Below are 22,244 nucleotides of genomic sequence, written 5' to 3'. Positions count from 1 at the left end.
GGATGGAGAGGAGATCGTTTCAATGCAACACAAATATGAAGATGACAGCATGGCGCTTCACACGGATCTTTATCAAATTAACATGGCGGAGACGTACTGGGAGGATGGAGTCCATAACCGGAAAGCTGTTTTTGAATTGTTTTTCAGAAGGCTGCCATTTGGGAATGGGTATGCGGTTTTTGCAGGACTTGAGCGCGTCATTCAATACCTGGAAGAATTTCAGTTTACGGAAAGTGATCTGGAATTTTTAAAAGAACTTGGCTATCAGGATGATTTTCTGACCTTTTTAAAGGATATGAGGTTTACAGGATCGGTCCGTTCGATGGAAGAGGGGGAGCTGGTTTTTGGAGGCGAGCCAATGATTCGGGTCGAGGCTCCGCTTGCAGAAGCTCAGCTCATTGAAACGGCACTTTTGAATATTGTAAATTTCCAGACTCTCATTGCAACGAAGGCATGCAGAATTAAGCAGGCTGTGGGAGACCAGACCGTCATGGAATTCGGATCCAGAAGAGCTCATGAAATGGATGCGGCTCTTTGGGGCACAAGGGCGGCCTTTATTGGCGGTCTTGAAGCGACTTCGAATGTACGGGCGGCAAAGCTATTTGGAATACCGGCAGCCGGCACCCATGCCCATGCTCTCGTTCAGGCTTACCGTGATGAATATACAGCGTTCCATAAATACGCGCGGCGCCACAAAGATTGCGTGTTTCTTGTTGATACATATGATACGCTGAAGTCAGGCGTTCCGAACGCGATCAGGGTTGCCCAGGAGCTTGGGGATCAAATCAACTTTAAAGGGATCCGCCTTGATAGCGGCGATATGGCATACCTCTCAAAAAAAGCCAGAAAAATGCTGGATGAAGCCGGATTTACCGAGACACACATTATTGCATCAAATGATTTGGATGAAGACACCATTATGAACCTAAAGTCTCAAGGGGCTCGGATCGATACGTGGGGAATCGGCACAAAGCTGATAACTGCATACGATCAGCCGGCTTTAGGCGGGGTATACAAACTCGTTAGCATAGAGGATGAAAATGGAGTAATGGCGGATACGATCAAAATAAGCGGTAATCCCGAAAAAGTGACTACTCCGGGGATGAAGCGGATATATCGGATCATTAATACCAACAATCATAAATCAGAAGGCGATTATATTGCACTTGAAGAAGAAAACCCGAATGAAGAGGAACGGCTGAAAATGTTTCATCCTGTCCATACGTACATCAGCAAGTTTGTAACTGATTTTGTGGCCCGCGACCTTCACAAGGATATTTTCGCTAATGGGAAAATGATTTATGATCTCCCATCTATTCAGAAAATACAGAGCAAAGTTAGGGAAAATCTGGAGGAGCTTTGGGATGAGTACAGAAGAAAGCTTAACCCTGAGGATTATCCGGTGGACCTTAGTGAGAAATGCTGGGAAAATAAGATGAGAAACATACGGGAGATTAAGGATAAGGTCGAGCAAATCAGAAAAGGGTGAGTGATGAATGGCTAAAATCGGTATCTATGGAAGCTCCTTTGATCCCGTGACAAATGTTCATTTATGGACGGCAAGCACGGTAGCACACCGCTGCAAGCTGGACCGTGTTATTTTTCTTCCCTGCTCGAGCAAAAGAAAAGATAAGCGGCTGAATACGACAGATGAACACCGTATTTCCATGCTCAAGCTCGCTCTCAGGAACAATTCCAAATTTTCACTTGATGACTATGAAATGAAGCAGGAAAGCTGGAACGTCTACACCTATCATACGATGCAGCATTTTCATACGGTTTTTCCGGATGATGAACTGTCGTTTATTATGGGAGCAGATCTGCTTGAAGACATTGCGGGAGGGAAATGGAAGTATTCCGATGAACTAATTGCCAATAATAAGTTTATCGTCATGGCCCGAAATGGTATAGATATGTTAAAGACAATTTCCCGCTCTCCCTTTTTGCGCAACTATGATGATGGAACCCGCTTCCATTTGATTGATAAGGGTTTAGCTATGGAAATCAGCAGCACCTATATAAGGGATGAGCTTGCAAAAGGCGGAGAACCGCGTTACCTGCTGCCTGATGCCTGTTATGACTATATAAAAGAGCATGGTCTTTATCAGTCTTAATTTCCAGAAGGAGGACGTAATAGTGAGCTTGCAGAAACAAATCATGAAAGCATTAAACGTGCAGCCTGATCTTGATCCGGCAAAGGAAATCAGGAAACGGGTCGATTTTTTAAAAGAGTATATTAAGGCCACGAAAGCAAAGGGCTACGTACTTGGCATCAGTCTTGGCCAGGATTCAACTTTAGCCGGAAAACTGAATCAGATGGCTGTAGAAGAGCTGCGCGAAGAAGGCTATGAAGCAACATTTCTCGCCGTTCGGCTTCCCTACAACGTTCAGCATGATGAAAAAGATGCGGAGCTTGTATTCGATTTCATCAAACCGGATAAGGTTGTCAGTTTTAATATTTCACAGGCCGTTGACGGATTTACAAGTACATATAATGAATCCGATGAAGAAAAGCTTGCCGATTATCATAAAGGAAATGTCAAAGCACGGATTCGGATGACCGCTCAATATGCATTCGGAGGTCAGCACGGTTTACTTGTAACCGGTACGGATCATGCTGCAGAGGCAGTTACCGGCTTCTTCACAAAATATGGAGATGGCGGTGCCGATGTTCTCCCGCTGACAGGGCTGACAAAAAGGCAGGGTAAAGCTCTTCTAAGAGAACTAGGCTGCCCGGAAAGCCTCTATATGAAAGCTCCTACCGCGGACTTGCTTGATGATAAACCTCAGCAGTCTGATGAGACGGAGCTCGGAATTACGTATGATGAACTGGATGACTATCTGGAAGGCAAGGAAGTGTCAAAAGTAACGGCTGAAAAAATTGAAAATCGCTATTCCGTCACTGAGCATAAGAGGCAGCTGCCTGCGACAATGTTTGACGGCTGGTGGAAAGAATAATAAAAACAGACCGGGGCGACCTGGTCTGTTTTTTTGAAGGGGGCATATGAATTGAGCTCATAATAGCATCTAAGATATAGCCCCATCAATATGTGGAATACGGTAAATATATGGCATCGTTAAAAAGGGAGGTGCTTGAATTGAAAAAAATTTTAATTGCTTTTCTGAGTTTTGCAGGAGCAGCTGCACTGTTTACAGCAATCGGCCAACTATATAGGATCCCATGGCTAAGCTTTGAGTTTAGTTTAATTATTAATGAGAATGGACTTTCCCTTTCCGCTGGCTCCTTTATGCCTTTGCTGATCGGGCTGGCAGCAAGTTTTCTGGCAGAAAAACTTTATGAATTCAGGATTTCACATTCTGTGTCCCGTATAACAAAATAATGTATCCAGTAAAGGGAATAACAACTAGATTATTCTTTCACCGCATCCACTATAAGGGAAGCAAATTGCAGCTGCTCTCCCTGGTTCCTCGGATCGTATTTTTTTGAACGGAAAATTACGCCCTTTTCTCCATCCCAATCCGGAACTTGGGGGGTGCCTGTTTCGTCAAAGTACTCAAGCAGTTTGACCATAAATCCGGCTTTCTCAAACATCTTCGCCAGAGTGTTATAATTGTAGACGATTTGATGAGAGGCGCAAATGTGATCTGCCGGTCCAGGCCCCCCGATTTGCACAAGTCTCTGATAGCTTTCATCCGGAAACAAACCATCTGGAACGGCACACCGGATGTAGCCGTTTTTTTTCAGGAATCGCCTGCACAGCTTTGCTGCTTCAACCCCTTCTTCAAAGGTTAAATGCTCCCAAACATGCTCTGTTAGGATTGCGGTGACAGAATCAGGCTCAAACCATTTTTCCCACTGATGGGGATTAAGAAGGCTGAGCTCTTCTTCCTGTGTATGCAGCCAGCCGGGATTATTATTGTAGGGACCTGCCCCGATAACAACCCGGATCTCAGTTGGAACCAACATTTCACACTCTCCTTTTTTTCCTCTACGCAGACTCGCTGACCGCAATGGCTGGTTTCTTTTTCCTTGTGGAAAGATACACGCCGGCTAAAATGACTAAAAGTCCCCAAATAGCATGAGAGCTAATTGTCTCCTGTAAGAGGAAAGCTCCCCAAAGCAAGGCGGTAACCGGAATCAGGAAGGTCACAGAAACCGCAACCTCCGGACCGCCTTCTTTCGTGATGTAATAAAAAAGAAGCTGGGCAATGCCTGATCCAAAACAGCCGAGGCCGATCACGGCAAGAATAACCTGACCATTTGCGAGCCCGGAGAGTTCCATTGGCTGAGAGAATAGCAGGCCAACCAGACCTACGAGCGCTCCAACAAGTAAAGAAACAGACGTGGTAAACAGCACCCCGCTGTTCCCCAGATACTTTCTTGTAAGCTGGGCTGAGGTTCCATAGCATAACGTTGCAATCAGCATGGTGCCGACGCCCGTAAAGTTTTCCTGTGCAAGCTTCAAAACGTCAAAGTCTATGAAAATCAGGATACCGATCAGTCCCATAAACAGTCCGATCCACTGTCTTATGGCTAGAACAGCCGAAAAAAAGAGCAGGCCGATCAATCCGGTCCACAATGGAGCAGTAGCGTTCAGGATCGATGCGGAGCTACTTGATATGACCGTTTCACTAAGGGCGATTAAGCCCCATGGCACCCCGGTATTTAAAACCCCGACTATGAGGAGCGGAACCCACGGAATGCTACGCGGAATCGTATTTCTTTTTGCCAGCAAAATCGGCAGCAGGAGGACAGCACCTGCTGCACATCTTAAAAAAACCGTCCCCCACATGCCGGCCGGTCCAACCAGCATTTTTATAAAAACAAAGGAAAGCCCCCATATAAGGCTGAGGCCTCCAAGAGCAGCGTATATCCGAATCATTGCGGCACCTTCTGTCTGTAATAGGATGGCGGAGCCCCGGTGACCCGCTGAAAAACTCTTGAAAAATGAGAAGGTGTTTTAAATCCGGTCATGCGGGAGATGTCCATGATCGAATAAGAACCTTCTTTAATAAGAGGCATAGCTGCGTTGATCCGGGTTTCCAGTACATAGCGGGAGGGGGATTTTCCCTCCAGTTCCTCGAATATCTTCCGGAAATAATAAGGGCTGATATACAGCATGGAAGATAAAGCTTTTAGAGTCAGATCCTCATTATACCTTTCATGAATGAGCTCTTTAGCCTGGTTTATCAGCTGCAGTTTCGGTCCCCAGTCTTTTTCCGCGCCAGGCCTGCACCTTTTGCATGCACGGAAATTGAGATGAATGAAATAACCTGAAGAGGGGTGGGTTAGAACATTTACTTTTAGTGGAGTTTTAGACCGGCATGACGGTCTGTTGTCCGTACCCCGTAGAAGAACAGTCCGTCATAGGAGGGGTCACATGTCACGATGGCTTTCCATTCTTTCTCCTGCATACATCAACCCCCTTTGAAACAGATTCTACCATATTAGTCGAAGCAAAACTGCTGTTTAAAATGGAATGGCAAAAATAGATAAGCATGTTTGCGGAGAGAAGGATGTTACTATGAAAGGCTCCAAACAGGTTTTCCATCATTCACAGGATCCTGATCCCAGACATATAGTAACGTAAACTCGCAGGATAGAAACGGAGGTTTGGAGAATGCCGGTATCCGTCGTATTTAATCAAATTAATGTCGTAAGCATGGCGGCAAATTCTATTATATCTTCTGGGCAGAACAGCCAGCCTGATTGGAACGCCCAAGGGAAGTTCAATTCAGGTAACGGAAATTACGTAAACTCATGTGCAATTGGCTGTACGAATATCATTAATGACCAGGATCTTTTCGATATGGCGATTTCCCAGCCTGAAAATATAAATCCGCAGCCCGTGTCCCAAATCTAAGCATGAAAACCTTAACGATCCATTTTAACAGCATCAATATTTCAGCGCTGTCCGCCAACTCAGGAGTATTTACCGGCACCAACTCGCAATATGATTGGACCGTCAGCATGAAGAGCAATGCCGGATTCGGAAAAATCATCGGAGAAAACAATGTATCCATAAACAATGTGAATATTGTGCAGGATGACGATGTGATGGATTCAGATTTTACCCAGAACGAGGAATCGAATAATCAGCCTGTTCATCAGAGTTAAGGCAAAAGCCATCCGATCTGGATGGCTTTCCTTCATGTGTCTGACAATCTTCGTAATGCAGGCAGTTTGAGGGTATACTTTTGCATCATAATCTATATAAATGACTAATAAGGAAAAGATTTCTTCCGGGACAAGCTAAAAAGAGGAGTTTGCAAATGCCTAAAATTCATTTCAAATCCATAAGCGTTAAGCTTATTCAGAACAGCTCAGGAGTATTTTACGGAGAAAATATTCAATACAAATGGAGGAATAAATCAAAGTCCTATGAAGGATTTGGAAGAATAAGCGGAAGCTCAAACAAAATTTCAAATAACCTGACAATAGGCGGTACACAGGAAAAAAAGGAGACTTCTTAAACAATTAGGTTGAAGGTCCGGAATTTTTCCATAACCATGTACTGATCCTTTTTATCATGCTATTTTTCAATAGGGCTTTTAAGGACAAGGTGTGTATTACTCGATAGTTCGTTATGATTCCCTGAAACCGTACCGAATCCTGAACAATGGCTCTCCAAAGAGGTGTTCCAATGTATTTGCCGGTTTCTCCCAATAAAAATGCCTGCATTATTGGCTATTTCCTGTACGTCGAGGTTGTGAAAGAGGATTTCAGGGAAATGAATGTTTTTTCTCATAATTTCTCCCGTCATGTTAAATGTAAGCCCAGCCGGCCCAATCAATTATATGCGGATGAGCGGCAGGATGTGCTAAAGGCTGAAACAGCATGAAAATGGATGAACAGGCCTATATAAAAAGGATCCGGCAGCTGGAAAGCAGAGTGGAAGCATTAGAGCAATCAATCGAAAATAATCAAAGCCGTGTACACCAATCCTTTCATATTGAACACATTGAGACGATGAATATTCAGGAGCTTGCATATCATCTGGGAAAAGTCGATGTTAAGCAGCTGAGCGGGACCATGAATATCGGCACCACCTTTCCGCCTGCTAAAACCAGACACCAGGCAAAGGCTGGGCGGAATCCCCCTGATGAGATTTCTATTCAAATAAACGGCAAGCAGCTTCCATATAAAATACGTCACAATCATCAAGAGTCTCCGGAGCCTGAGATGCCGCTCTCTGCCACATTCAGCATCGGCGATATTCAAATCGGGGCCGTAGAAGATGCATCCGCCGTAAATTTCGGAAATAATTTTCCAACCGGTTTTAAAAGCCTTAAAAAGCATAACCAGGGATTTGGAACCATTCTCGGAGATGGTAATGACATTCATGATATTTTTTCCCATCAGGAGGAAAGCGGATCAACCGAAGTCTTCAGCGAGAACCCGGATGAGCCGCAGCCGGAATGGCTGAATTGGCTAAAAAATGAACAAAAAAACGAGGAAAACGAAGAAGATGAAACAGGGGAACCGGAATAATAAAAAGTGCTGTTTGTCACAGGGACATTGTTTACATGCCAGACCGCGGCCTATATAGGTACAGGAGCCGGAGCATTGAGCCGGCTGTGGACTGCGGGACTGGCATATAAGTAGGGGGCAAGTAAAAAATGAAGCAATTACAGCACTTAGTACAGCGCGAATATGCATGACGACAATGGGGTGATTTTCCGCACTTAGGAGGGCGCGAATATGCTCGAACTTTGCCGAAAAGTCTTTATATGAAAAGTACGGACAATAAAAGTATAAGTACGGACAATAAAATCAGAATACGGACAATAAATCGGAAGTACGGACAATAAAACCAGAATACGGACAATAAATCAGAAGTATGGACAATAAAACCAGAATAAGGAACATATATGAATATGCAGGACAACACTGGGGTGATTTTCCGCACTTAGGAGGGCGCGAATATGCTCGAACTTTGCCGAAAAGTCTTTATATGAAAAGTACGGACAATAAAAGTATAAGTACGGACAATAAATCGGAAGTACGGACAATAAAACCAGAATAAGGAACATATATAAATATGCACGACAACACTGGGATGAATATCCGCACTTAGGACAGCGCGAATATGCTCGAACTTTGCCGAAAAGTCTTTATATGAAAAGTACGGACAATAAAAGTATAAATACGGACAATAAATCGGAAGTACGGACAATAAAACCAGAATAAGGAACATATATAAATATGCAGGACAACACTGGGATGAATATCCGCACTTAGGAGGGCGCGAATATGCTCGAACTTTGCCGAAAAGTCTTTATATGAAAAGTACGGACAATAAAAGTATAAGTACGGACAATAAAATTAAAGTACGGACAATAAAATCAGAATACGGACAATAAATCAGAAGTACGGACAATAAAACCCGGCCACGGACAAAATCGTCAAATCTACATGGGATTTATAAGGGTGTCCCAGCGATCTGATTGACTTTCCGCCCGAAATCTTCGTTGTTCACCGCCAGAAACAGCTAAAAAAGGAATGTAAACAGACCGAACCGAGACCCTCAAGTCCCGAACACCCTGTTGAATGGGTCTGAACGGTCGTAATATCCTGAATAGCTTCAAAAAAAGATGTGAGAAAGGCGTCACCGCGAATAGCGATCAAAGACACCCGTTAAAGTCTCACATCTTGAACATAATGCATTTTTTTCGTTATGCATAACTCTATTGGTGCCGAGCAGTATTGACATGCCCATCCGGCCCGCTTAGGTTCATTGGAATCAATTACAAATCATCAAACCCATTATCCACATTGTTTACTTTTGTATACTGTCTTGATTTCTGCTCAAAGAAATCAGATTTGCCGAGGTCGACGTCTTCGTATGCTTTAATCCACTTGAGCGGGTTCGTCCGGTAGCCTTCAAAAGGCCGGTCATAGCCGAGCTGGTTGGAACGGACGTTGGCGTAGAATTTAATGTAGTCTTCAACATCCTTCATGCTGATGCCCTCGATTTTGCTGCCGATAATTTCCCGGCCCCACTCTATTTCAAGCTCGGCAGCTTCCACTATTGTGCTTTCCACGAACACTTTCAGCTCAGGAGTATTATACTCCGGGTATTGAACAAGGACCTCTCTGAAAATTTTCACAAACAAATCGACGTGAATTTGCTCATCCCGGTTGATGTAATTGATCATCGTGCTTGTGGCGACCATTTTCTGATTGCGCGCAAGGTTGTAAAAGAACGCGAAGCCGGAGTAGAAGAACAGCCCCTCAAGGATGACGTCGTATACAAGTGATTTCAGCAGGTTTTCTACATTTGCATTTTCTGCAAAGGCTTTATAGCCGTTTGTGACAAAGTCATTTCGTTTTCTTAAAATTTCCTCACTGCGCCAATACTCGAACACTTCATCCTGCTTGCTTTTCGGTACAATGCTCGATAGCACGTATGAGTAGGAATGATTGTGAATGACCTCCTGCTGGGCAAGCATGATCATGAGTGCATTGATGCTCGAATCGGTAATATAGTCCGCTACTTTTCCGGCATAATCGGTTTGGATGCTGTCGAGAAGGGCGAGGAGCCCGATGATTTTTAAAAAGGCATCCTTTTCGTGCTCCTCGAGATCCTTAAACTGCTTTACATCCTGGGACATATTGATTTCGAACGGTGTCCAGAAGTTGGAGAGCATTTTTTTATATTTGGCATACGCCCATGGATAAGCTACATCATCCCAGTTTAATATGTTAGAGCTTCGGCCGTTGATCAGTGCCGTGGAACGGTTCGGCGCTTCAGGATCCATAATGGTCCGCTGAGATAGTGCGATGTCTGTCATCTGTTTCTCCTCCTAGCTCGCGCAGGAATCGCAGTCTTCGATGAGACTGGAAGTGGACCGGACGTAATACGTCGTTTTCAGCCCGGCCTTCCAAGCGCTCATATGAAGATCAAGCAGTTCCTTTGCTTTGATTGTGTTCAGAACGTAAAAATTAAACGAGATTGATTGGTCGATATGGCGCTGTCTCGCCGCATTTTGCTCTATGCTCCAATGCTGATCCGTGAAATAAGCGGATTTATAATACCAGGTCGTTTCAGGACTCAAATCAGGGGCTGTTACAGGAATCTTATAGTCTTTCTTTTCTTCCGAATAGACCTTCTGGAAAATTGGATCGATGCTTGCCGTGCTGCCCGCAATAATGGATGTGGACGCGTTCGGTGCGACGGCCATCAAATAGCCGTTCCGCATGCCGTTTTCAGCGATTTGCTGCTGAAGCTCCTGCCATTGGTCTGATCGGTAGCCGCGGGCGTCAAAATACGTGCCGGTTTCCCAGCCGGATCCTTCAAAGGCTGGATAAGAGCCTTTTTCCTTTGCCAGCTCCGAGCTCGCCTGAATGGTTAAAAAGGAGATTTTTTCATAGAGCTTATCAGCGTACTGCACCGCTTCCCCGCTTTCCCACTTAATGCCTTCAAGGGCAAGAAGGTGATGCCAGCCGAAGGTTCCAAGGCCGATGGCACGGTATTTGGAATTTGTAAGCTTTGCCTGCAGAACCGGAATGTCATTTAGATCAATTACGTTATCAAGCATCCTGACCTGAATCGGGATGAGGCGTTCGAGCACATCCTCTCTCACGGCTTTAGCCAGGCTGATGGAGGAAAGATTGCAGACAACGAAATCGCCTGGTGTTTTTACGGTGATGATTTTTCCATCCTCGGTATATTGTTCGTCCATCGTCGTGGCACTTTGGTTTTGGGTTATTTCTGTACAAAGATTGGTGCAGTATACCATTCCGGCGTGTGCGTTCGCGTTCATCCGGTTCACTTCGTCCCGGTAGAACATAAACGGTGTTCCGGATTCCAGCTGGCTGATCATGATCCGCTTCATAATATCGATTGCAGGAACTTTCTCTTTGGCCAGGTCAGGGTGGCGGACGCACTCCCAATACTTTTCCCGGAAGCTGCCGCTGCCTTTTTTCTCGTCAAAGTAATCTTCAAGACTGTAGCCAAGTGTTTTTCTCACTTCATGAGGATCGAACAAATACCAGTCGCCGCGCTCTTCTACCTGTTCCATAAATAAATCGGGAAGACAGACACCTGTGAACAAATCATGGGTTCGGAGGCGTTCGTCCCCATTGTTCAGTTTTGAATCGAGAAAAGAAAAGATGTCTTTGTGCCAAACATCCAGGTAGACCGCAATCGCGCCTTTTCTTTGGCCGAGCTGATCTACGCTGACCGCTGTATTGTTGAGCTGCTTCATCCAAGGGAGCACACCTGAGGAAACCCCCTTGAATCCGCGTATATCACTGCCCCGGCTGCGGATCTTGCCAAGATAGACACCAATTCCGCCCCCGCTTTTCGAAAGGTTTGCAATATCGGTGTTGCTGTCGAAAATCCCCTGCAGGCTGTCATCAATCGTATCAATAAAGCAGCTGGACAGCTGTCCCACAGATTTTCCGGCGTTTGAAAGAGTAGGGGTGGCAACGGTCATATAAAGATTGCTGAGCGCCCAGTACGCTTCTTTCACAAGATGGATTCTGTGCTCAGCGGGCTCGTTTGCCATCAATGTCATCGCAATCACCATGAACCGTTCCTGAGGGAGCTCCATTACGTTTTTGCTGTAGTCACGGGCAATGTAGCGGTCAGCAAGTGTCCTGAGACCAATATAGGTGAAAATCAGATCGCGTTCCGGATCAATCTCTTCACCAAGCTCACAGATTTCCTTTGCTGAGTATGCATCGGGAATCAAGTCGCCATAAATGCCGATGCTGTGAAGTGTATCGATCAGCTCGAGAAAAGATCCATATCGAACAGTGGAGTCATAACCGCGGTTTCTTGCTGCCTCTGTATAGAGCTGGTCCAAATACAGGCGGGAGCAAAAGTAAGTCCAGTCCGGCTCAGATTCTGATATGTTGGACAGGCCCTCAAGGATACAGAGGTTTTTGACCTGCTTCTCTGTATATGTATCTCTTGATGAAATGGAATGAATGATTCTCTCTATATAGGAGTTTAAATCAAGTTCAGGGAAGCCTTCCCCTGTTTTTTTGATCCATTTTGTAAATTCTTGCTCGTCAAACGGCCTTTTTAAGCCTTGTTCATTTGTTATCATCGTTACGGTTTCAGTAGTCATAGCCATCCTCCTCCAAGGAAAAATAAAAATCCGCTCTTGGCAATTGAGCGGATCAAACGATAGAATAAAAGAGGATTCTTTTACTTCCACCGTTTCATCTTCCCAATCCCCGGGAAAAGCGAAACATATACAGCATCGGCAGGTCTCCTGACTTGTGCTTTCTCCTACTTTGAGCCCTTCCCGTACGATATCGTACAGTGGTTTGCCCATTTCGTCACACTTACAGTTGCGGGGACAGTTCCGGAATTTTACCGGATTCCCTTTTAAGCTTATTAGCACCGTTTGCTGCGGAATATAATCAATATATAGTGGCTTTTATTTTCGGAAACTTCTATATGTTGTGTTTGGGTATAGATACATATTATAGGACAAGAATATGAATTACAACTGATAACCCTCAAAAATATTCTTTTTTATTTGCCGGGATAGTCTTGACAAGGGCCAGTCAGGCCATATGTAATGATAAGTACAAATCCTATACATTCCGAGGTGCTCTATGAAAATTTTAATGAATGATGAACTGATTGATAGAGAGCAGGCGAAAGTAGATATTGAAGACAGAGGCTATCAATTCGGTGACGGGGTGTATGAAGTCATCCGCGTTTACAATGGAGAAGTTTTTACAATCGATGAGCATTTGGAGAGGTTAAAAAGAAGCGCGGGGGAGCTCAAAATCTCACTGCCTTATGAGTTAGAGACGCTTAAAAATCGAATCAGGGAATTGGTCTCGGTCAATCAGGTGCGGGATGGCGGCATCTATATGCAAGTGACGAGAGGTGTCAGTGCAAGGAATCATCTTTTTCCAGGATCTGATGTTTCAGCCCAGCTGGCCGCTTATCCAATTCCATCCAAACGTCCGGCGGAGCTGCAGAAATCAGGCGTTGAAGTGATGACAGCGGAAGATATCCGCTGGAAACGCTGTGATATTAAAAGCCTGAATCTTCTGGGGAATGTCATGGCTAAACAGGCAGCGGCGGACGCAGGGAAGTATGAGACCATTTTTGTAAGGGATGGTGTTGTCACAGAAGGCAGCTCCACCAATTTTTATGCCGTCAAGGATGGAACGGTCTATACCCACCCTGCAAACCATTTCATACTGAATGGCATCACGCGGCTGAAAATTATGGAAGCATGCCAAAATGCAGGTGTGGATACAGTGGAAAAAGAAATCATGGCATCTGAGCTTGGGCAATATGACGAAGTGTTTATCTCCTCGACAACCATTGAGGTGATGCCTGTGGTCAAAATTGATGACAGGTCATACAGCGAAGGCAGGCCCGGCCCGATTACGTTACTAATTCAAAAAGCGTTCCGGGAGCTTTTGACGGACTAAAACAGGGACAGCGTTTTATAATGTCCTGAAGTCTGATGTCAAAAAAGCTGCATTGATAGGAAACATCCTCATTTACAACCCGCAGTTGCTCGCTGTAAGAGTGATATCCGGGTTGTTTTTTTATTCCTCGATTTTTTCAATGCAGCTTCCCGGGGAATCTCCCGGCTTCCGCTTCAATCAGGTTATCCGGAGAAAGCACTCAAAGAAGCATTCCATAAGTGATAAAGGTACAATGGAACTATCAGAAATTTGACGAAAGGTGCCTACAATTCCTATGAAGAGTGTAAAAATAATGGCGGTTATTTCTCTTGCAGCAGGACTATTATGGATGGGAAGTTTAGCGTTTACGATTAATAGCCAGTTTTTTCAAAATAGAGAAGCTCCTCCTCCCGCTGTCTCTAAGAAGGCTGAGCTCGAAAACCCTCAGAAGAAGGATGAGGAATACAACATAGTCGGCTTGGGTGATTCCCTCACTAGAGGAATAGGGGATGAAAGCGGGAAAGGCTATGCCGGTTATGCAATAGGCCAGCTGCGGGACAGGACAGAGCAGAAGCTGCAGCTCACAAACCTCTCCATCAGCGGCCAGACCTCCGTTCAGCTTGAAAAGCAGCTGAATCAGCCGGAAATTCAGCGTCAGCTCAGCAAGGCGGATGCCGTCATTATGACAATCGGAGGAAACGATTTATTCGCAGGCGGACAGGTGATGGAGGATTTATCGGATGAATCCATCAAAAATACGAGAGCAGCTTTTCTAGAAAGGCTCGGAAGTATTTTTCAGCAAATCCGCTCGGTAAACCCCCAAGCAGCCGTTTACTATATCGGCCTTTACAATCCGTTCAATGATCTTTCAAACAGCAAGACAACTTCCGGTATCGTCCGGGAGTGGAATTTTTACACAGCAGAAGAAGCAGCCAAGTATAAAAAGACCATTGTGGTCCCCACCTTCGATTTGTTTGAACAAAATGTGAATGACTATTTGTACAGCGATAAATTTCACCCGAACAGTGAGGGCTATCAGCTAATAGGGGAGCGCCTGGCTTCGCTCATCCTATTCAGCGGGGGAGGGGAGGAGCAATGATGAAGGATGTAACGCTGTCTGTGAGCGGTCTGAAAAAAAGGATCAAAAAAAAGGAGATTATTAAAGGTCTCGATTTTGAGCTGCAAAAAGGAGAGGTATTTGGTTTTCTGGGACCGAACGGCGCAGGCAAAACCACAACGATCCGCATGCTTGTCGGTTTGATAAAGCCCACTTCCGGCAGGATCTCCATTTGCGGGTATGATCTGGAAAAGCATTTCACAAAGGCAATCCGCAATATCGGCTGCATTGTGGAGAACCCAGAGCTCTATTCTTACTTAAGCGGACGGGAGAATCTTGATTATTTTCGCCGCATGCTTCCAGGTGTGTCAAAACAGAGAATCGGGGAAGTCGTTCGCCTCGTGAGACTTGAACACCGTATAGATGACCGGGTCAGTACATATTCGCTTGGAATGAAACAGAGGCTTGGAATTGCTCAGGCGCTGCTCAGCAGTCCAAAGGTGCTGATTCTCGATGAACCGACTAATGGTCTGGATCCGATGGGGATTCGGGAAATGCGGGAATTTATCCGCTACCTTGCAGAGAAGGAAGGCTTGACGGTTCTTGTTTCCTCCCATCTGCTCAGTGAGATCCAATTAATGTGCGACCGGGTTGCCATTATGTCGAAAGGAACCATCCTGCGCATTGATGCCGTGTCTTCTTTGCTGACTGAAAAGGAAAGGGTGATATGGAATGTGGATCCTCAAGAGAGAGCCAAGAAAATTCTGGAGCAAGAAACCGCCATCCTTTCAGAGAATATCCATGGACTTATTACAGCAAACGATGAAAACCGGATTGATCAGTGGAATGAAAAGCTTGTTCATGAAGGAGTTAGGGTGAAGGGGATTGAAGTGAAGCTTCCGACACTCGAGGATCTCTTTATCGAATTGACGGAAGGTGAAACCATTGATTAATCTTATTTACAATGAAATGATCAAGATTGTCCGGAAAAAGCGGCTGTTTATTATAATGGGAATAATCGCTGTACTGGCAGGCCTTTTTACATATGCTCAGGTCAAGCAGCATGAAGAAGCCGTAAAAGAAGCAGGGACAGAGGATTGGCGGACACAGGTGCAGCAGGAGATCATCAACACGCAGAACAGGCTGAGTTCGGGGGGGATTTCGGGAGAGTGGAAGGAATTCCTCCAAATTCGCGTTAATCAGCAGCAATACTACCTGGATCGCGATATTAACCCTAATGCACCTGGAGCCCCAACTTTTATGAAAACTTTTGCAGAGAACTCCATTGATCTGCTTTTGCCCCTGATGGTAATGGTCATCGCAAGCGATATCGTTTCATCAGAGCATACAAATGGAACCATTAAGCTGTTATTGACGAGGCCGATTAAACGATGGAAAATCCTATTAAGTAAATATGTGACGCTGCTCCTGGCCATTTCCTTTATTGTTCTCTCCGTTGGGGTGATTACGTATCTCGTTTCAGGGATTGCATTAGGCTATAGCGGCTGGGACGTGCCTGTGTTAACGGGATTTGCGGTTGAAGGAAGCGAGCTGAATACTAGCAATGTCCAAATGATGAGCCTTTGGCAGTATATTCTGATGGATTTCGGCCTGGTATGGTTTGTAGCAGCCGTCGTCGGTACGCTAACCTTTGCTCTTTCCGCTTTAATGAAAAGTACGGCATCGGTCATGGGTGTGATGCTCGCTTCTCTGATTGCAGGAGCAATCCTGGCCAATATGGTTGCATCCTGGGACTCAGCTAAGTATTTGTTTATGGTAAACCTGAAGCTTACGGATTACATTAGCGGCATGGCTCCGCCGATAGAAGGGATGACGCTGGGTTTTTCAATGGCTGTGCTTTCGGTTTGGGCTATAGCAGGCCTATTGGTTTCCTTCTTTCTGTTTACTGGAAAAGATGTTTACTGATGGGGAAACGGCGGTGTTCTGGCTGCCTATCATTTTTCAGGAGCAGCTTTCACCAGCCTTGTATTTTCGATCTCTCCATAACAAAAAACCTCTGTTAACTTGGCTGGTGATCAGCTGGCAGGCGTTTGCTTTTCCAATGGGGGGCGGTAAGCCTCTTCCTGCTGCTCACAGCTCGAGGTCTCACTCCTTTCCCTCTAAACAACAGGGGTGAAAACAACACGCTGCATTTACAAATCCAGCCAAAAAGAGAAGCAGCCAGTTTGGCATGCTTCTCTTTTTGCTACGCGGTCAGCTTTTCCTTTCTGTCAGGAAGAAAGCCAAATACGATTGTAAAAATTGGAGAGAGGTACAAAAAGAACGCAAATGGCAGGTATTGAATGACATCAACACCGAGCGACTGGGCGAAAAATGCTCCGCTGACTCCCCATGGAATGAGCGGATTGACAAGGGTACCCGCATCCTCCAATGTCCGTGACATGTATCTGCCGGGATAATTGAGTTTTTCATAGAGTGCCTTTAAAGACTGCCCGGGTATGAGAATGGACATATACTGTTCCCCGGTTGCAAGATTCACACTTACAGAAGAGGCTGCCGTAGAAGCAATCAGCTGGCCGCGTGTTTTTACCTTTTGGATCAGCCCGTTCATTAAAGCCCGGATTACACCGAGCCTATCCATTAATCCCCCAAGGGCAAATGCAATCATGATCAGAGATACAGACCACATCATCGATTGCAGTCCTCCGCGGTTGAGGATGGATGCAGCCTGCTCATTGCTAATATCAAATTTTGTGCCATTCTGAAGAACACCAAGGAATTGGCCGAACTCCCCGTTACCGGAAAAAATTCCTGTCATCCCTGCCGTAGCGATGCCAAAGATCAAGGTCGGAATAATAGGCTTTCTCATCACAGCCAGTATAATGACCCCAATGGGAGAGAGCAGGGTAAACCAACCGATCGTAACCGTTGAAACGATGGTACGCATAATTTCCTGCATTTCACCTGAACCCGCTGGATTAATTGTCAAAGAGCGGCCCATGATGAAGAAGATGACCACTGTAATCAAAATGGCCGGAATCGTCGTTTTACTCATATGGCGAATATGCTCCACAATGGAAACAGATGCCACACCCGCTGCAAAGTTTGTTGTATCAGACATAGGAGACATTTTATCCCCAAAGCAAGCCCCGCAAATAACGGCTCCTGCTGCCCATTCCAGCGGGATTCCAGAAGCCGCCGCAATCCCCATCAGCGCAACTCCCACCGTACTGACCGTAGTAAAGCTGCTGCCTACCAGAATGGACACAATCATGCAGCAAATCAAGCCGGTTAGTAATAGAAATTGAGGCTCAATAACAGATAGTGAAAAATGAATGACAGTAGGAATGGTACCGCTGAACATCCAGGCCGCAATCAGCATCCCGATGAGAGATAGAATTAAGATTGGCTGGATACCGTTCTGAATTCCGCCGGCAATCCCCTGTTCAAGATCTTTCCACTTAGTGCCTTTAGCTGTCCCGAATAGAGCGAGAAAAACTAAGCAAAGAAAAAGCGGCAAATGAGGTTCAGTTTTTATAAAGAACAGGCACGTAAAAATCGTACCGAGCATACCAGTAAGCAGGATAATAGATGTACTAAATCGAACGCTTTCCCTTTCCATGAAGTCGTGCTCCTTCTTTTTTACTTAAACGCTTTTGTGCTTTTGTGCATAAAAGTATTATAGCAAGCTATCACTATATGTCAATGCCGGGCATGGGGAAAATGCAGGGGAACTGATATGCGCCGATTAGGAGTCAGAAGGCTGGTGCAAGGAGCAGCTGCGATTGAAAAAGTCAGGAAACGGCTCTGAAGGAGGAGTTCTGAGTGTATACCGGCTGGGAAAAATGGTTTCATTATTATCCGGCAACAGCATCGGCCTCCATGATGAACCCCGTGCTTTAAAATGAAAGCTGTTCAGACGCATGAAAAAGAAGCTGACAAGGGGCCAGCTTCTTTTCATTTTCGCTAATTTACTTTGCAATCAGAACCGGAATAACCGATTCATTTGCGACTTTATCGCTCACGCTTGAGGAAATCAGTTTTCTGAATCCGCTGATGTTTCTGTGGCCTACGACAATCAGATCTGCTCCGATTTCTTCTGCATAAGAGATGATCGCATCTGACGGGTTTCCATCTAATACTTTTACTTGACCGGGTATCCGGTTTTCCTGCAGGATTGACTGAACCTCAGCTGTAATTCTGCCTGAACGGTCATTCTGGATATGATTTTCTTCTTCATTTATTGCACTGCGGCTATCAGCCGCAGGGGGAACAGGATAGTTAGTCAGACCATCCCCGCTCATCCGGTTGGCAAAAAAAGGCTGGGTGGACGCTGAAGTCATAGGCGGTTCTGTTTCATTTTCAGACACATGCAGGACGGACAAATCTGCGTTGAGCTGTTTGCTTAAGGCCATTCCTGCTGATAATGCTTCCTTGCTGTCTTCCGTATCATGGAAAGCTACCAGTAAATGCCGAATCGTATTCAACTTCTCCACATCCTCTGTTCGTATTTGTAAAACAATACCCCATTTGGCAATAATTAATCCTTGCTGCGTGACCCCTATGAATGAGCAAAGCGTTTCGTATGATTTATCATTGTGTTTTTTTAAAGGTAATAAGCAAAAAAGCCATACGCCTAATTTCAATAAAGAATGCGGGGATATTATGAAGAAAAAATTTATCACTAAACTATCAATCGCTGCTGCACTGGCTGTTGTCCTTGCAGGATTAATAGCCCATCAGATGCTGATTGCTTCTGCAGATGTAAGCAAGCTTGAGAAGTCGGTTACGCAGCCGACAGCCATTTATGATCAGGATGGAAAGCTTGCGAGCAAGCTGTCGTCCTCCAAGGTTGAATGGATGGATTACGAAGAAATGCCTAAAAATTTCGAGGAAGCGCTCGTTGCTACTGAAGATCGCGATTATTATAAACATAAGGGAATCGACTATCTGGGTATTGTAAGAGCGGCCTACAAGAACGTTACAGCCGGAGGAGTAGTGGAAGGAGGAAGTACCATTACCCAGCAGCTGGCCAAGAATGCATTTTTATCACAGGATCAAACCTTTACCCGCAAGTTTGATGAATATTTTTTAGCGAAAAAAATTGAGCAGGAGTATTCAAAGGAGAATATTCTTGAGCTATATGCCAATCAGGTTTATTTTGGGGAAGGAGCCTGGGGGCTGAAAAATGCTGCTCAGACATACTTCGGAAAAGCTCCCAAAGACCTGTCTGACAGTGAGTCCGCCATTTTAGTCGGACTGATTAAGGCCCCATCAAATTATTCGCCGGTTAAAAATTATGACAAGGCGATTGAGAGACGCAACGTGGTCCTCGATTTGATGGAAAGCCAGAACTTCTTGACGAAAGATGAAGCTGACCAGGCCCGCGGTGAAGAACTGGTATTAAGAGAAAAATCAACAGATCCATATAAGGGGAAATATCCTTCTTATGTAGATCAAATCATATCAGAAGCCAGCAAGCGCTACGGAATTTCCCAGGAAAAGCTTCTTGCCGGCGGTTATAACATTCACACTGAAATGAATCAGGATATGCAAACGGGACTTGAAGAAATATTCAAGGATGACAGCCTTTTTCCAGAAAGCAGCACAGATCAGCCTGTGCAGGCAGGATCCGTGCTTATTGATCCGAAAACCGGGGGAATTCAGGCGCTGATCGGAGGGAGAGGAGAGCATTCCTTCCGCCAGTTTAACCGCGCAACGCAGTTAAAGCGGCAGCCAGGTTCCATTATGAAGCCAATCGCGGCCTATACTCCCCTCCTGGAAAAAGGGTACTCCCTTCATTCAAAGCTTGCCGATAAAGAAATGGATTTTGGAGATTATTCACCTGAAAATATTGATGGACAGTACAGAGGAGCCGTTTCGGTGTACGAGGCCTTTACACAATCCTATAATGTACCAGCTGTCTATGCGCTCAGCAAGGCGGGCATCAGTTCAGGACTTGATGCGTCTAAGCGGTTTGGCATTCCGGTTACAGCTGAGGACCGTCAGTTTGGTCTTGCACTCGGAGGGCTTCATGAAGGCGTTTCGCCACTGCAAATGGCTGAAGCCTTCTCAGCCTTTCCGAATAAAGGTGTCCGGAATGAATCCCATTCAATTACAAAGATTGTGGATGAAAACGGAAATACCGTTGGGGAATGGAAGGGCGAAAAATCAAGAGCAACAAGCCCTGAAACGGCAGACAAAATTACACAGCTTATGCTTGGCACCGTAAAAGAAGGAACCGGGGAAAATGCAAAAATCGATGGCTTGGAAATGGCAGGAAAGACGGGTTCAACCCAGGATCCGCATGGCGGTGACGGAACGAAGGATCAATGGTTCGCCGGTTATACGCCGAACCTGGCAGGCGCGCTTTGGATCGGCTATGACAAAACAGATTCAGAAAATATCCTGCATACGACAAGCAGTAAAACAGCTGCTCCTCTATATAAAGAAATCATGGAGCGGGCTTTGAAAAATGAGGAAAAGCAAAGCTTTAACCTGCCAGAGTACAAGGAACCTAAGCCTGAAGCTAAAGAGAATAAAGCAGGCAATGAAAAAAGCAAGGATAAAAAAGACAAGGAAAATAAAAAAGACAAGGAAAATAAAAAAGAAGCAGGCAGTGAGAACAAAAATAATGCTGAAGACCGAATAAGAGAAAAAATTAAAGAGGAAAAGAAGAAGATCACGGATCAATTTAAAAATGGATAGAAATCAGCCCTGCCAGCTTTTGCCGGCAGGGTTTTGTAAAATCCAGGCTCTTTTAAATTTGACTGTGATTGCAGCCTGCAGTCTTTCGCTTATGCGTAAATAGACGGCGACAAGCCTCCCCGTGCCGCATTGCGCAGGGTGGACTGACCTTTCCCGCTGCTTTTAGCTTAGAGTCTAAACGCCATCCGCTCCGACCAGCATGTATTAAAAATCAACAGCATGCTTTAACATAGAAGTTCTGTTAAACTTGGCTGCTGATTTCCGCTGCAGGCGCTCGCTTATCCTTGGGCGGGCGGTGAGCCTCCTCCTTGCTTCGCGACTGCGGGGTCTCACCTGTCCCGCTGCGCCCGCATGAGTCTCACGCCTTCCGCTCCAATATCAACAGGTGTGAAGAATCAACACCATGCTTTAACAAAGCCAACATAGAAAAAAACCTGCATGGCAGGTTCTCCTCTTTAAAGCATATTTACGATCCAGGCAATAACAACGATTGCGCCAATAACCATTAGAATAGTACGAAGCATTATGCATTCTCCTTTGACATTTTTTATTAGTATTTGCTTTGCTGAGATGATTATGCCCTTTTAATGAAGCTGGGCCGCAAGTGAACCTGAACCTGTGAATATAGCTGAAAGCTTATTGCTTACCTGATCATATTTATCTTTGTCACAAATGATTTGAAGCTCTTTATCAGATGAGACGGTCAGCAGAAATGCGACAAGAGATGGGAGTTTGGAAACATCGACTTTAGACCTTTCGCTCGCATTGATATATATGTCGGTATTAAGCGTTTTAGCTAGCTGATTCAATTCAATTGCCTGCTCCATTTTTAGTTTGGACCCTAAAATATATGTAGATTTTTCCATTTTAATAACCTCCTGTTAAGAAGCTGATTTAAGTTTGTTTGTTATATTTCATTTACCTCTTTTCAAGAAATCTGAAACTGTCAATCGGAAAAATGGGTATTTAGACCTTTGTGGCGTTAGCCTTGAGACGCAGCCGCATTCATTTAAGGATAGCCTGTAAAGGTCAGCGATGCAGCTGCAGGTATAGTCGTCACTCCAGCAGCTATAGCCCGAACGGCCTTTCTTTTTGAAATTTTTGAATATTGAATTGACAAAAAGCTGTCACAAATGATATCTTTACAAGGACGATAAACAATAA

General features: G+C 45.0%; 23 protein-coding genes, 1 pseudogene and 1 riboswitch. Of the genes and pseudogenes, 15 read left to right on the top strand and 9 right to left on the bottom strand.

The window, feature by feature from the left end:
• The first annotated feature begins 22 nt into the window (after window positions 1-22).
• From ACQCV8_RS16180 to ACQCV8_RS16165, 4 genes are all read left to right on the top strand, one after another.
• A complete protein-coding gene (locus tag ACQCV8_RS16180; RefSeq protein WP_426846137.1) occupies window positions 23-1,489 on the top strand; it encodes a nicotinate phosphoribosyltransferase in 1,467 nt (488 codons plus the stop codon).
• 7 nt (window positions 1,490-1,496) lie between these two features.
• Window positions 1,497-2,114, top strand: a complete 618-nt coding sequence (gene nadD, locus ACQCV8_RS16175; protein WP_426846135.1) for a nicotinate (nicotinamide) nucleotide adenylyltransferase — start codon at window positions 1,497-1,499, stop codon at window positions 2,112-2,114.
• A 22-nt stretch (window positions 2,115-2,136) separates the two neighbouring features.
• Window positions 2,137-2,958: an ammonia-dependent NAD(+) synthetase gene (gene nadE, locus ACQCV8_RS16170; RefSeq protein ID WP_426846133.1), complete on the top strand. Its 822-nt coding sequence runs from the start codon at window positions 2,137-2,139 to the stop codon at window positions 2,956-2,958.
• A 140-nt stretch (window positions 2,959-3,098) separates the two neighbouring features.
• The gene (locus ACQCV8_RS16165) at window positions 3,099-3,341 is read left to right on the top strand and encodes a hypothetical protein (RefSeq protein WP_426846131.1); all 243 of its coding nucleotides are present in this window, start codon (window positions 3,099-3,101) and stop codon (window positions 3,339-3,341) included.
• 29 nt (window positions 3,342-3,370) lie between these two features.
• On the opposite strand, the gene ACQCV8_RS16160 is transcribed toward ACQCV8_RS16165, so the two are convergent.
• The 4 genes and pseudogenes from ACQCV8_RS16160 to ACQCV8_RS16145 form a co-directional block, all read right to left on the bottom strand.
• Complete coding sequence (locus ACQCV8_RS16160) at window positions 3,371-3,928, bottom strand: class I SAM-dependent methyltransferase (RefSeq protein ID WP_426846129.1); 558 nt, start codon at window positions 3,926-3,928, stop codon at window positions 3,371-3,373.
• 22 nt (window positions 3,929-3,950) lie between these two features.
• Complete coding sequence (locus tag ACQCV8_RS16155) at window positions 3,951-4,844, bottom strand: DMT family transporter (protein ID WP_426846127.1); 894 nt, start codon at window positions 4,842-4,844, stop codon at window positions 3,951-3,953.
• On the bottom strand, window positions 4,841-5,131 hold the full coding sequence (locus tag ACQCV8_RS16150; RefSeq protein WP_426846239.1) for a helix-turn-helix transcriptional regulator: 291 nt from the start codon (window positions 5,129-5,131) through the stop codon (window positions 4,841-4,843). The genes ACQCV8_RS16155 and ACQCV8_RS16150 overlap by 4 nt, the downstream gene beginning before the upstream one ends.
• A gap of 117 nt (window positions 5,132-5,248) precedes the next feature.
• Window positions 5,249-5,376 (bottom strand): annotated as a pseudogene (locus tag ACQCV8_RS16145) (Ada metal-binding domain-containing protein); the annotation flags it as partial.
• Window positions 5,377-5,582: 206 nt separating this feature from the next.
• On the opposite strand from ACQCV8_RS16145, the gene ACQCV8_RS16140 reads away from it, so the two are divergent.
• The 5 genes from ACQCV8_RS16140 to ACQCV8_RS16120 all read left to right on the top strand — a co-directional run bounded on the left by ACQCV8_RS16140 (window position 5,583) and on the right by ACQCV8_RS16120 (window position 7,453).
• Entirely contained in the window at window positions 5,583-5,825 is a 243-nt protein-coding gene (locus ACQCV8_RS16140) for a hypothetical protein (protein WP_035405661.1), read from the top strand.
• A gap of 2 nt (window positions 5,826-5,827) precedes the next feature.
• Window positions 5,828-6,079 carry a hypothetical protein gene (locus tag ACQCV8_RS16135; RefSeq protein WP_426846125.1) on the top strand — a complete coding sequence of 84 codons (252 nt, stop codon included), beginning with the start codon at window positions 5,828-5,830 and terminating at the stop codon, window positions 6,077-6,079.
• A 155-nt stretch (window positions 6,080-6,234) separates the two neighbouring features.
• Window positions 6,235-6,435 (top strand): hypothetical protein, encoded by a 201-nt coding sequence (locus ACQCV8_RS16130; protein ID WP_426846123.1) that lies wholly within the window; start codon window positions 6,235-6,237, stop codon window positions 6,433-6,435.
• Window positions 6,436-6,605: 170 nt separating this feature from the next.
• Window positions 6,606-6,803, top strand: a complete 198-nt coding sequence (locus ACQCV8_RS16125; protein WP_426846121.1) for a hypothetical protein — start codon at window positions 6,606-6,608, stop codon at window positions 6,801-6,803.
• On the top strand, window positions 6,800-7,453 hold the full coding sequence (locus ACQCV8_RS16120; protein ID WP_426846119.1) for a hypothetical protein: 654 nt from the start codon (window positions 6,800-6,802) through the stop codon (window positions 7,451-7,453). Before ACQCV8_RS16125 ends, ACQCV8_RS16120 begins: the two co-directional genes overlap by 4 nt.
• 1,256 nt (window positions 7,454-8,709) lie before the next feature.
• On the opposite strand, the gene ACQCV8_RS16115 is transcribed toward ACQCV8_RS16120, so the two are convergent.
• Both ACQCV8_RS16115 and ACQCV8_RS16110 read right to left on the bottom strand, forming a co-directional pair.
• Window positions 8,710-9,756, bottom strand: coding sequence for a ribonucleotide-diphosphate reductase subunit beta (locus ACQCV8_RS16115; RefSeq protein ID WP_426846117.1), 1,047 nt, complete (start codon window positions 9,754-9,756; stop codon window positions 8,710-8,712).
• Window positions 9,757-9,768: 12 nt separating this feature from the next.
• Entirely contained in the window at window positions 9,769-12,042 is a 2,274-nt protein-coding gene (locus ACQCV8_RS16110; RefSeq protein WP_426846115.1) for a ribonucleoside-diphosphate reductase subunit alpha, read from the bottom strand.
• 121 nt (window positions 12,043-12,163) lie between these two features.
• A riboswitch (cobalamin riboswitch) is annotated at window positions 12,164-12,340 on the bottom strand.
• Window positions 12,341-12,538: 198 nt separating this feature from the next.
• Between ACQCV8_RS16110 and dat the strand changes: the two genes are divergently transcribed.
• The 4 genes from dat (at window position 12,539) to ACQCV8_RS16090 (ending at window position 16,337) form a co-directional block, all read left to right on the top strand.
• Window positions 12,539-13,375 carry a D-amino-acid transaminase gene (gene dat, locus ACQCV8_RS16105; RefSeq protein ID WP_426846113.1) on the top strand — a complete coding sequence of 279 codons (837 nt, stop codon included), beginning with the start codon at window positions 12,539-12,541 and terminating at the stop codon, window positions 13,373-13,375.
• Between the two features lie 274 nt (window positions 13,376-13,649).
• The gene (locus ACQCV8_RS16100) at window positions 13,650-14,453 is read left to right on the top strand and encodes an SGNH/GDSL hydrolase family protein (RefSeq protein ID WP_426846111.1); all 804 of its coding nucleotides are present in this window, start codon (window positions 13,650-13,652) and stop codon (window positions 14,451-14,453) included.
• Window positions 14,450-15,364, top strand: coding sequence for an ABC transporter ATP-binding protein (locus ACQCV8_RS16095; RefSeq protein WP_426846109.1), 915 nt, complete (start codon window positions 14,450-14,452; stop codon window positions 15,362-15,364). The genes ACQCV8_RS16100 and ACQCV8_RS16095 overlap by 4 nt, the downstream gene beginning before the upstream one ends.
• Window positions 15,357-16,337: an ABC transporter permease gene (locus ACQCV8_RS16090; RefSeq protein ID WP_426846107.1), complete on the top strand. Its 981-nt coding sequence runs from the start codon at window positions 15,357-15,359 to the stop codon at window positions 16,335-16,337. Before ACQCV8_RS16095 ends, ACQCV8_RS16090 begins: the two co-directional genes overlap by 8 nt.
• 280 nt (window positions 16,338-16,617) lie before the next feature.
• Here ACQCV8_RS16090 and nhaC read toward each other — a convergent pair whose 3' ends face one another.
• Window positions 16,618-17,994 (bottom strand): Na+/H+ antiporter NhaC, encoded by a 1,377-nt coding sequence (gene nhaC, locus ACQCV8_RS16085; RefSeq protein ID WP_426846106.1) that lies wholly within the window; start codon window positions 17,992-17,994, stop codon window positions 16,618-16,620.
• A gap of 163 nt (window positions 17,995-18,157) precedes the next feature.
• Between nhaC and ACQCV8_RS16080 the strand changes: the two genes are divergently transcribed.
• Window positions 18,158-18,280 carry a hypothetical protein gene (locus ACQCV8_RS16080; protein ID WP_426846104.1) on the top strand — a complete coding sequence of 41 codons (123 nt, stop codon included), beginning with the start codon at window positions 18,158-18,160 and terminating at the stop codon, window positions 18,278-18,280.
• 63 nt (window positions 18,281-18,343) lie between these two features.
• On the opposite strand, the gene ACQCV8_RS16075 is transcribed toward ACQCV8_RS16080, so the two are convergent.
• Window positions 18,344-18,859 carry a universal stress protein gene (locus ACQCV8_RS16075; protein ID WP_426846102.1) on the bottom strand — a complete coding sequence of 172 codons (516 nt, stop codon included), beginning with the start codon at window positions 18,857-18,859 and terminating at the stop codon, window positions 18,344-18,346.
• 178 nt (window positions 18,860-19,037) lie between these two features.
• Between ACQCV8_RS16075 and ACQCV8_RS16070 the strand changes: the two genes are divergently transcribed.
• Complete coding sequence (locus ACQCV8_RS16070; RefSeq protein ID WP_426846100.1) at window positions 19,038-21,080, top strand: transglycosylase domain-containing protein; 2,043 nt, start codon at window positions 19,038-19,040, stop codon at window positions 21,078-21,080.
• A 584-nt stretch (window positions 21,081-21,664) separates the two neighbouring features.
• Here ACQCV8_RS16070 and ACQCV8_RS16065 read toward each other — a convergent pair.
• On the bottom strand, window positions 21,665-21,946 hold the full coding sequence (locus tag ACQCV8_RS16065; RefSeq protein WP_426846098.1) for a hypothetical protein: 282 nt from the start codon (window positions 21,944-21,946) through the stop codon (window positions 21,665-21,667).
• Window positions 21,947-22,244 lie beyond the last annotated feature (298 nt).

Source organism: Metabacillus sp. 84 (genome assembly GCF_050107715.1).
Lineage (GTDB): Bacteria > Bacillota > Bacilli > Bacillales > Bacillaceae > Metabacillus_B.
The sequence above is the reverse complement of the archived record's forward strand: the minus strand, read 5'-3'. Positions and strand labels throughout refer to the sequence as shown.

Bases quoted from the DNA above. Each gene is read 5' to 3' on its own strand.
- ACQCV8_RS16180 (WP_426846137.1), top strand. From the start codon at position 23: ATGCAACACAAATATGAAGATGACAGCATGGCGCTTCACACGGATCTT.
- nadD (WP_426846135.1), top strand. From the start codon at position 1,497: ATGGCTAAAATCGGTATCTATGGAAGCTCCTTTGATCCCGTGACAAAT.
- ACQCV8_RS16160 (WP_426846129.1), bottom strand. From the start codon at position 3,928: ATGTTGGTTCCAACTGAGATCCGGGTTGTTATCGGGGCAGGTCCCTAC.
- ACQCV8_RS16155 (WP_426846127.1), bottom strand. From the start codon at position 4,844: ATGATTCGGATATACGCTGCTCTTGGAGGCCTCAGCCTTATATGGGGG.
- ACQCV8_RS16140 (WP_035405661.1), top strand. From the start codon at position 5,583: ATGCCGGTATCCGTCGTATTTAATCAAATTAATGTCGTAAGCATGGCG.
- ACQCV8_RS16135 (WP_426846125.1), top strand. From the start codon at position 5,828: ATGAAAACCTTAACGATCCATTTTAACAGCATCAATATTTCAGCGCTG.
- ACQCV8_RS16130 (WP_426846123.1), top strand. From the start codon at position 6,235: ATGCCTAAAATTCATTTCAAATCCATAAGCGTTAAGCTTATTCAGAAC.
- ACQCV8_RS16125 (WP_426846121.1), top strand. From the start codon at position 6,606: ATGTATTTGCCGGTTTCTCCCAATAAAAATGCCTGCATTATTGGCTAT.
- ACQCV8_RS16120 (WP_426846119.1), top strand. From the start codon at position 6,800: ATGAAAATGGATGAACAGGCCTATATAAAAAGGATCCGGCAGCTGGAA.
- ACQCV8_RS16115 (WP_426846117.1), bottom strand. From the start codon at position 9,756: ATGACAGACATCGCACTATCTCAGCGGACCATTATGGATCCTGAAGCG.
- ACQCV8_RS16110 (WP_426846115.1), bottom strand. From the start codon at position 12,042: ATGACTACTGAAACCGTAACGATGATAACAAATGAACAAGGCTTAAAA.
- dat (WP_426846113.1), top strand. From the start codon at position 12,539: ATGAAAATTTTAATGAATGATGAACTGATTGATAGAGAGCAGGCGAAA.
- ACQCV8_RS16100 (WP_426846111.1), top strand. From the start codon at position 13,650: ATGAAGAGTGTAAAAATAATGGCGGTTATTTCTCTTGCAGCAGGACTA.
- ACQCV8_RS16095 (WP_426846109.1), top strand. From the start codon at position 14,450: ATGATGAAGGATGTAACGCTGTCTGTGAGCGGTCTGAAAAAAAGGATC.
- nhaC (WP_426846106.1), bottom strand. From the start codon at position 17,994: ATGGAAAGGGAAAGCGTTCGATTTAGTACATCTATTATCCTGCTTACT.
- ACQCV8_RS16070 (WP_426846100.1), top strand. From the start codon at position 19,038: ATGAAGAAAAAATTTATCACTAAACTATCAATCGCTGCTGCACTGGCT.
- ACQCV8_RS16065 (WP_426846098.1), bottom strand. From the start codon at position 21,946: ATGGAAAAATCTACATATATTTTAGGGTCCAAACTAAAAATGGAGCAG.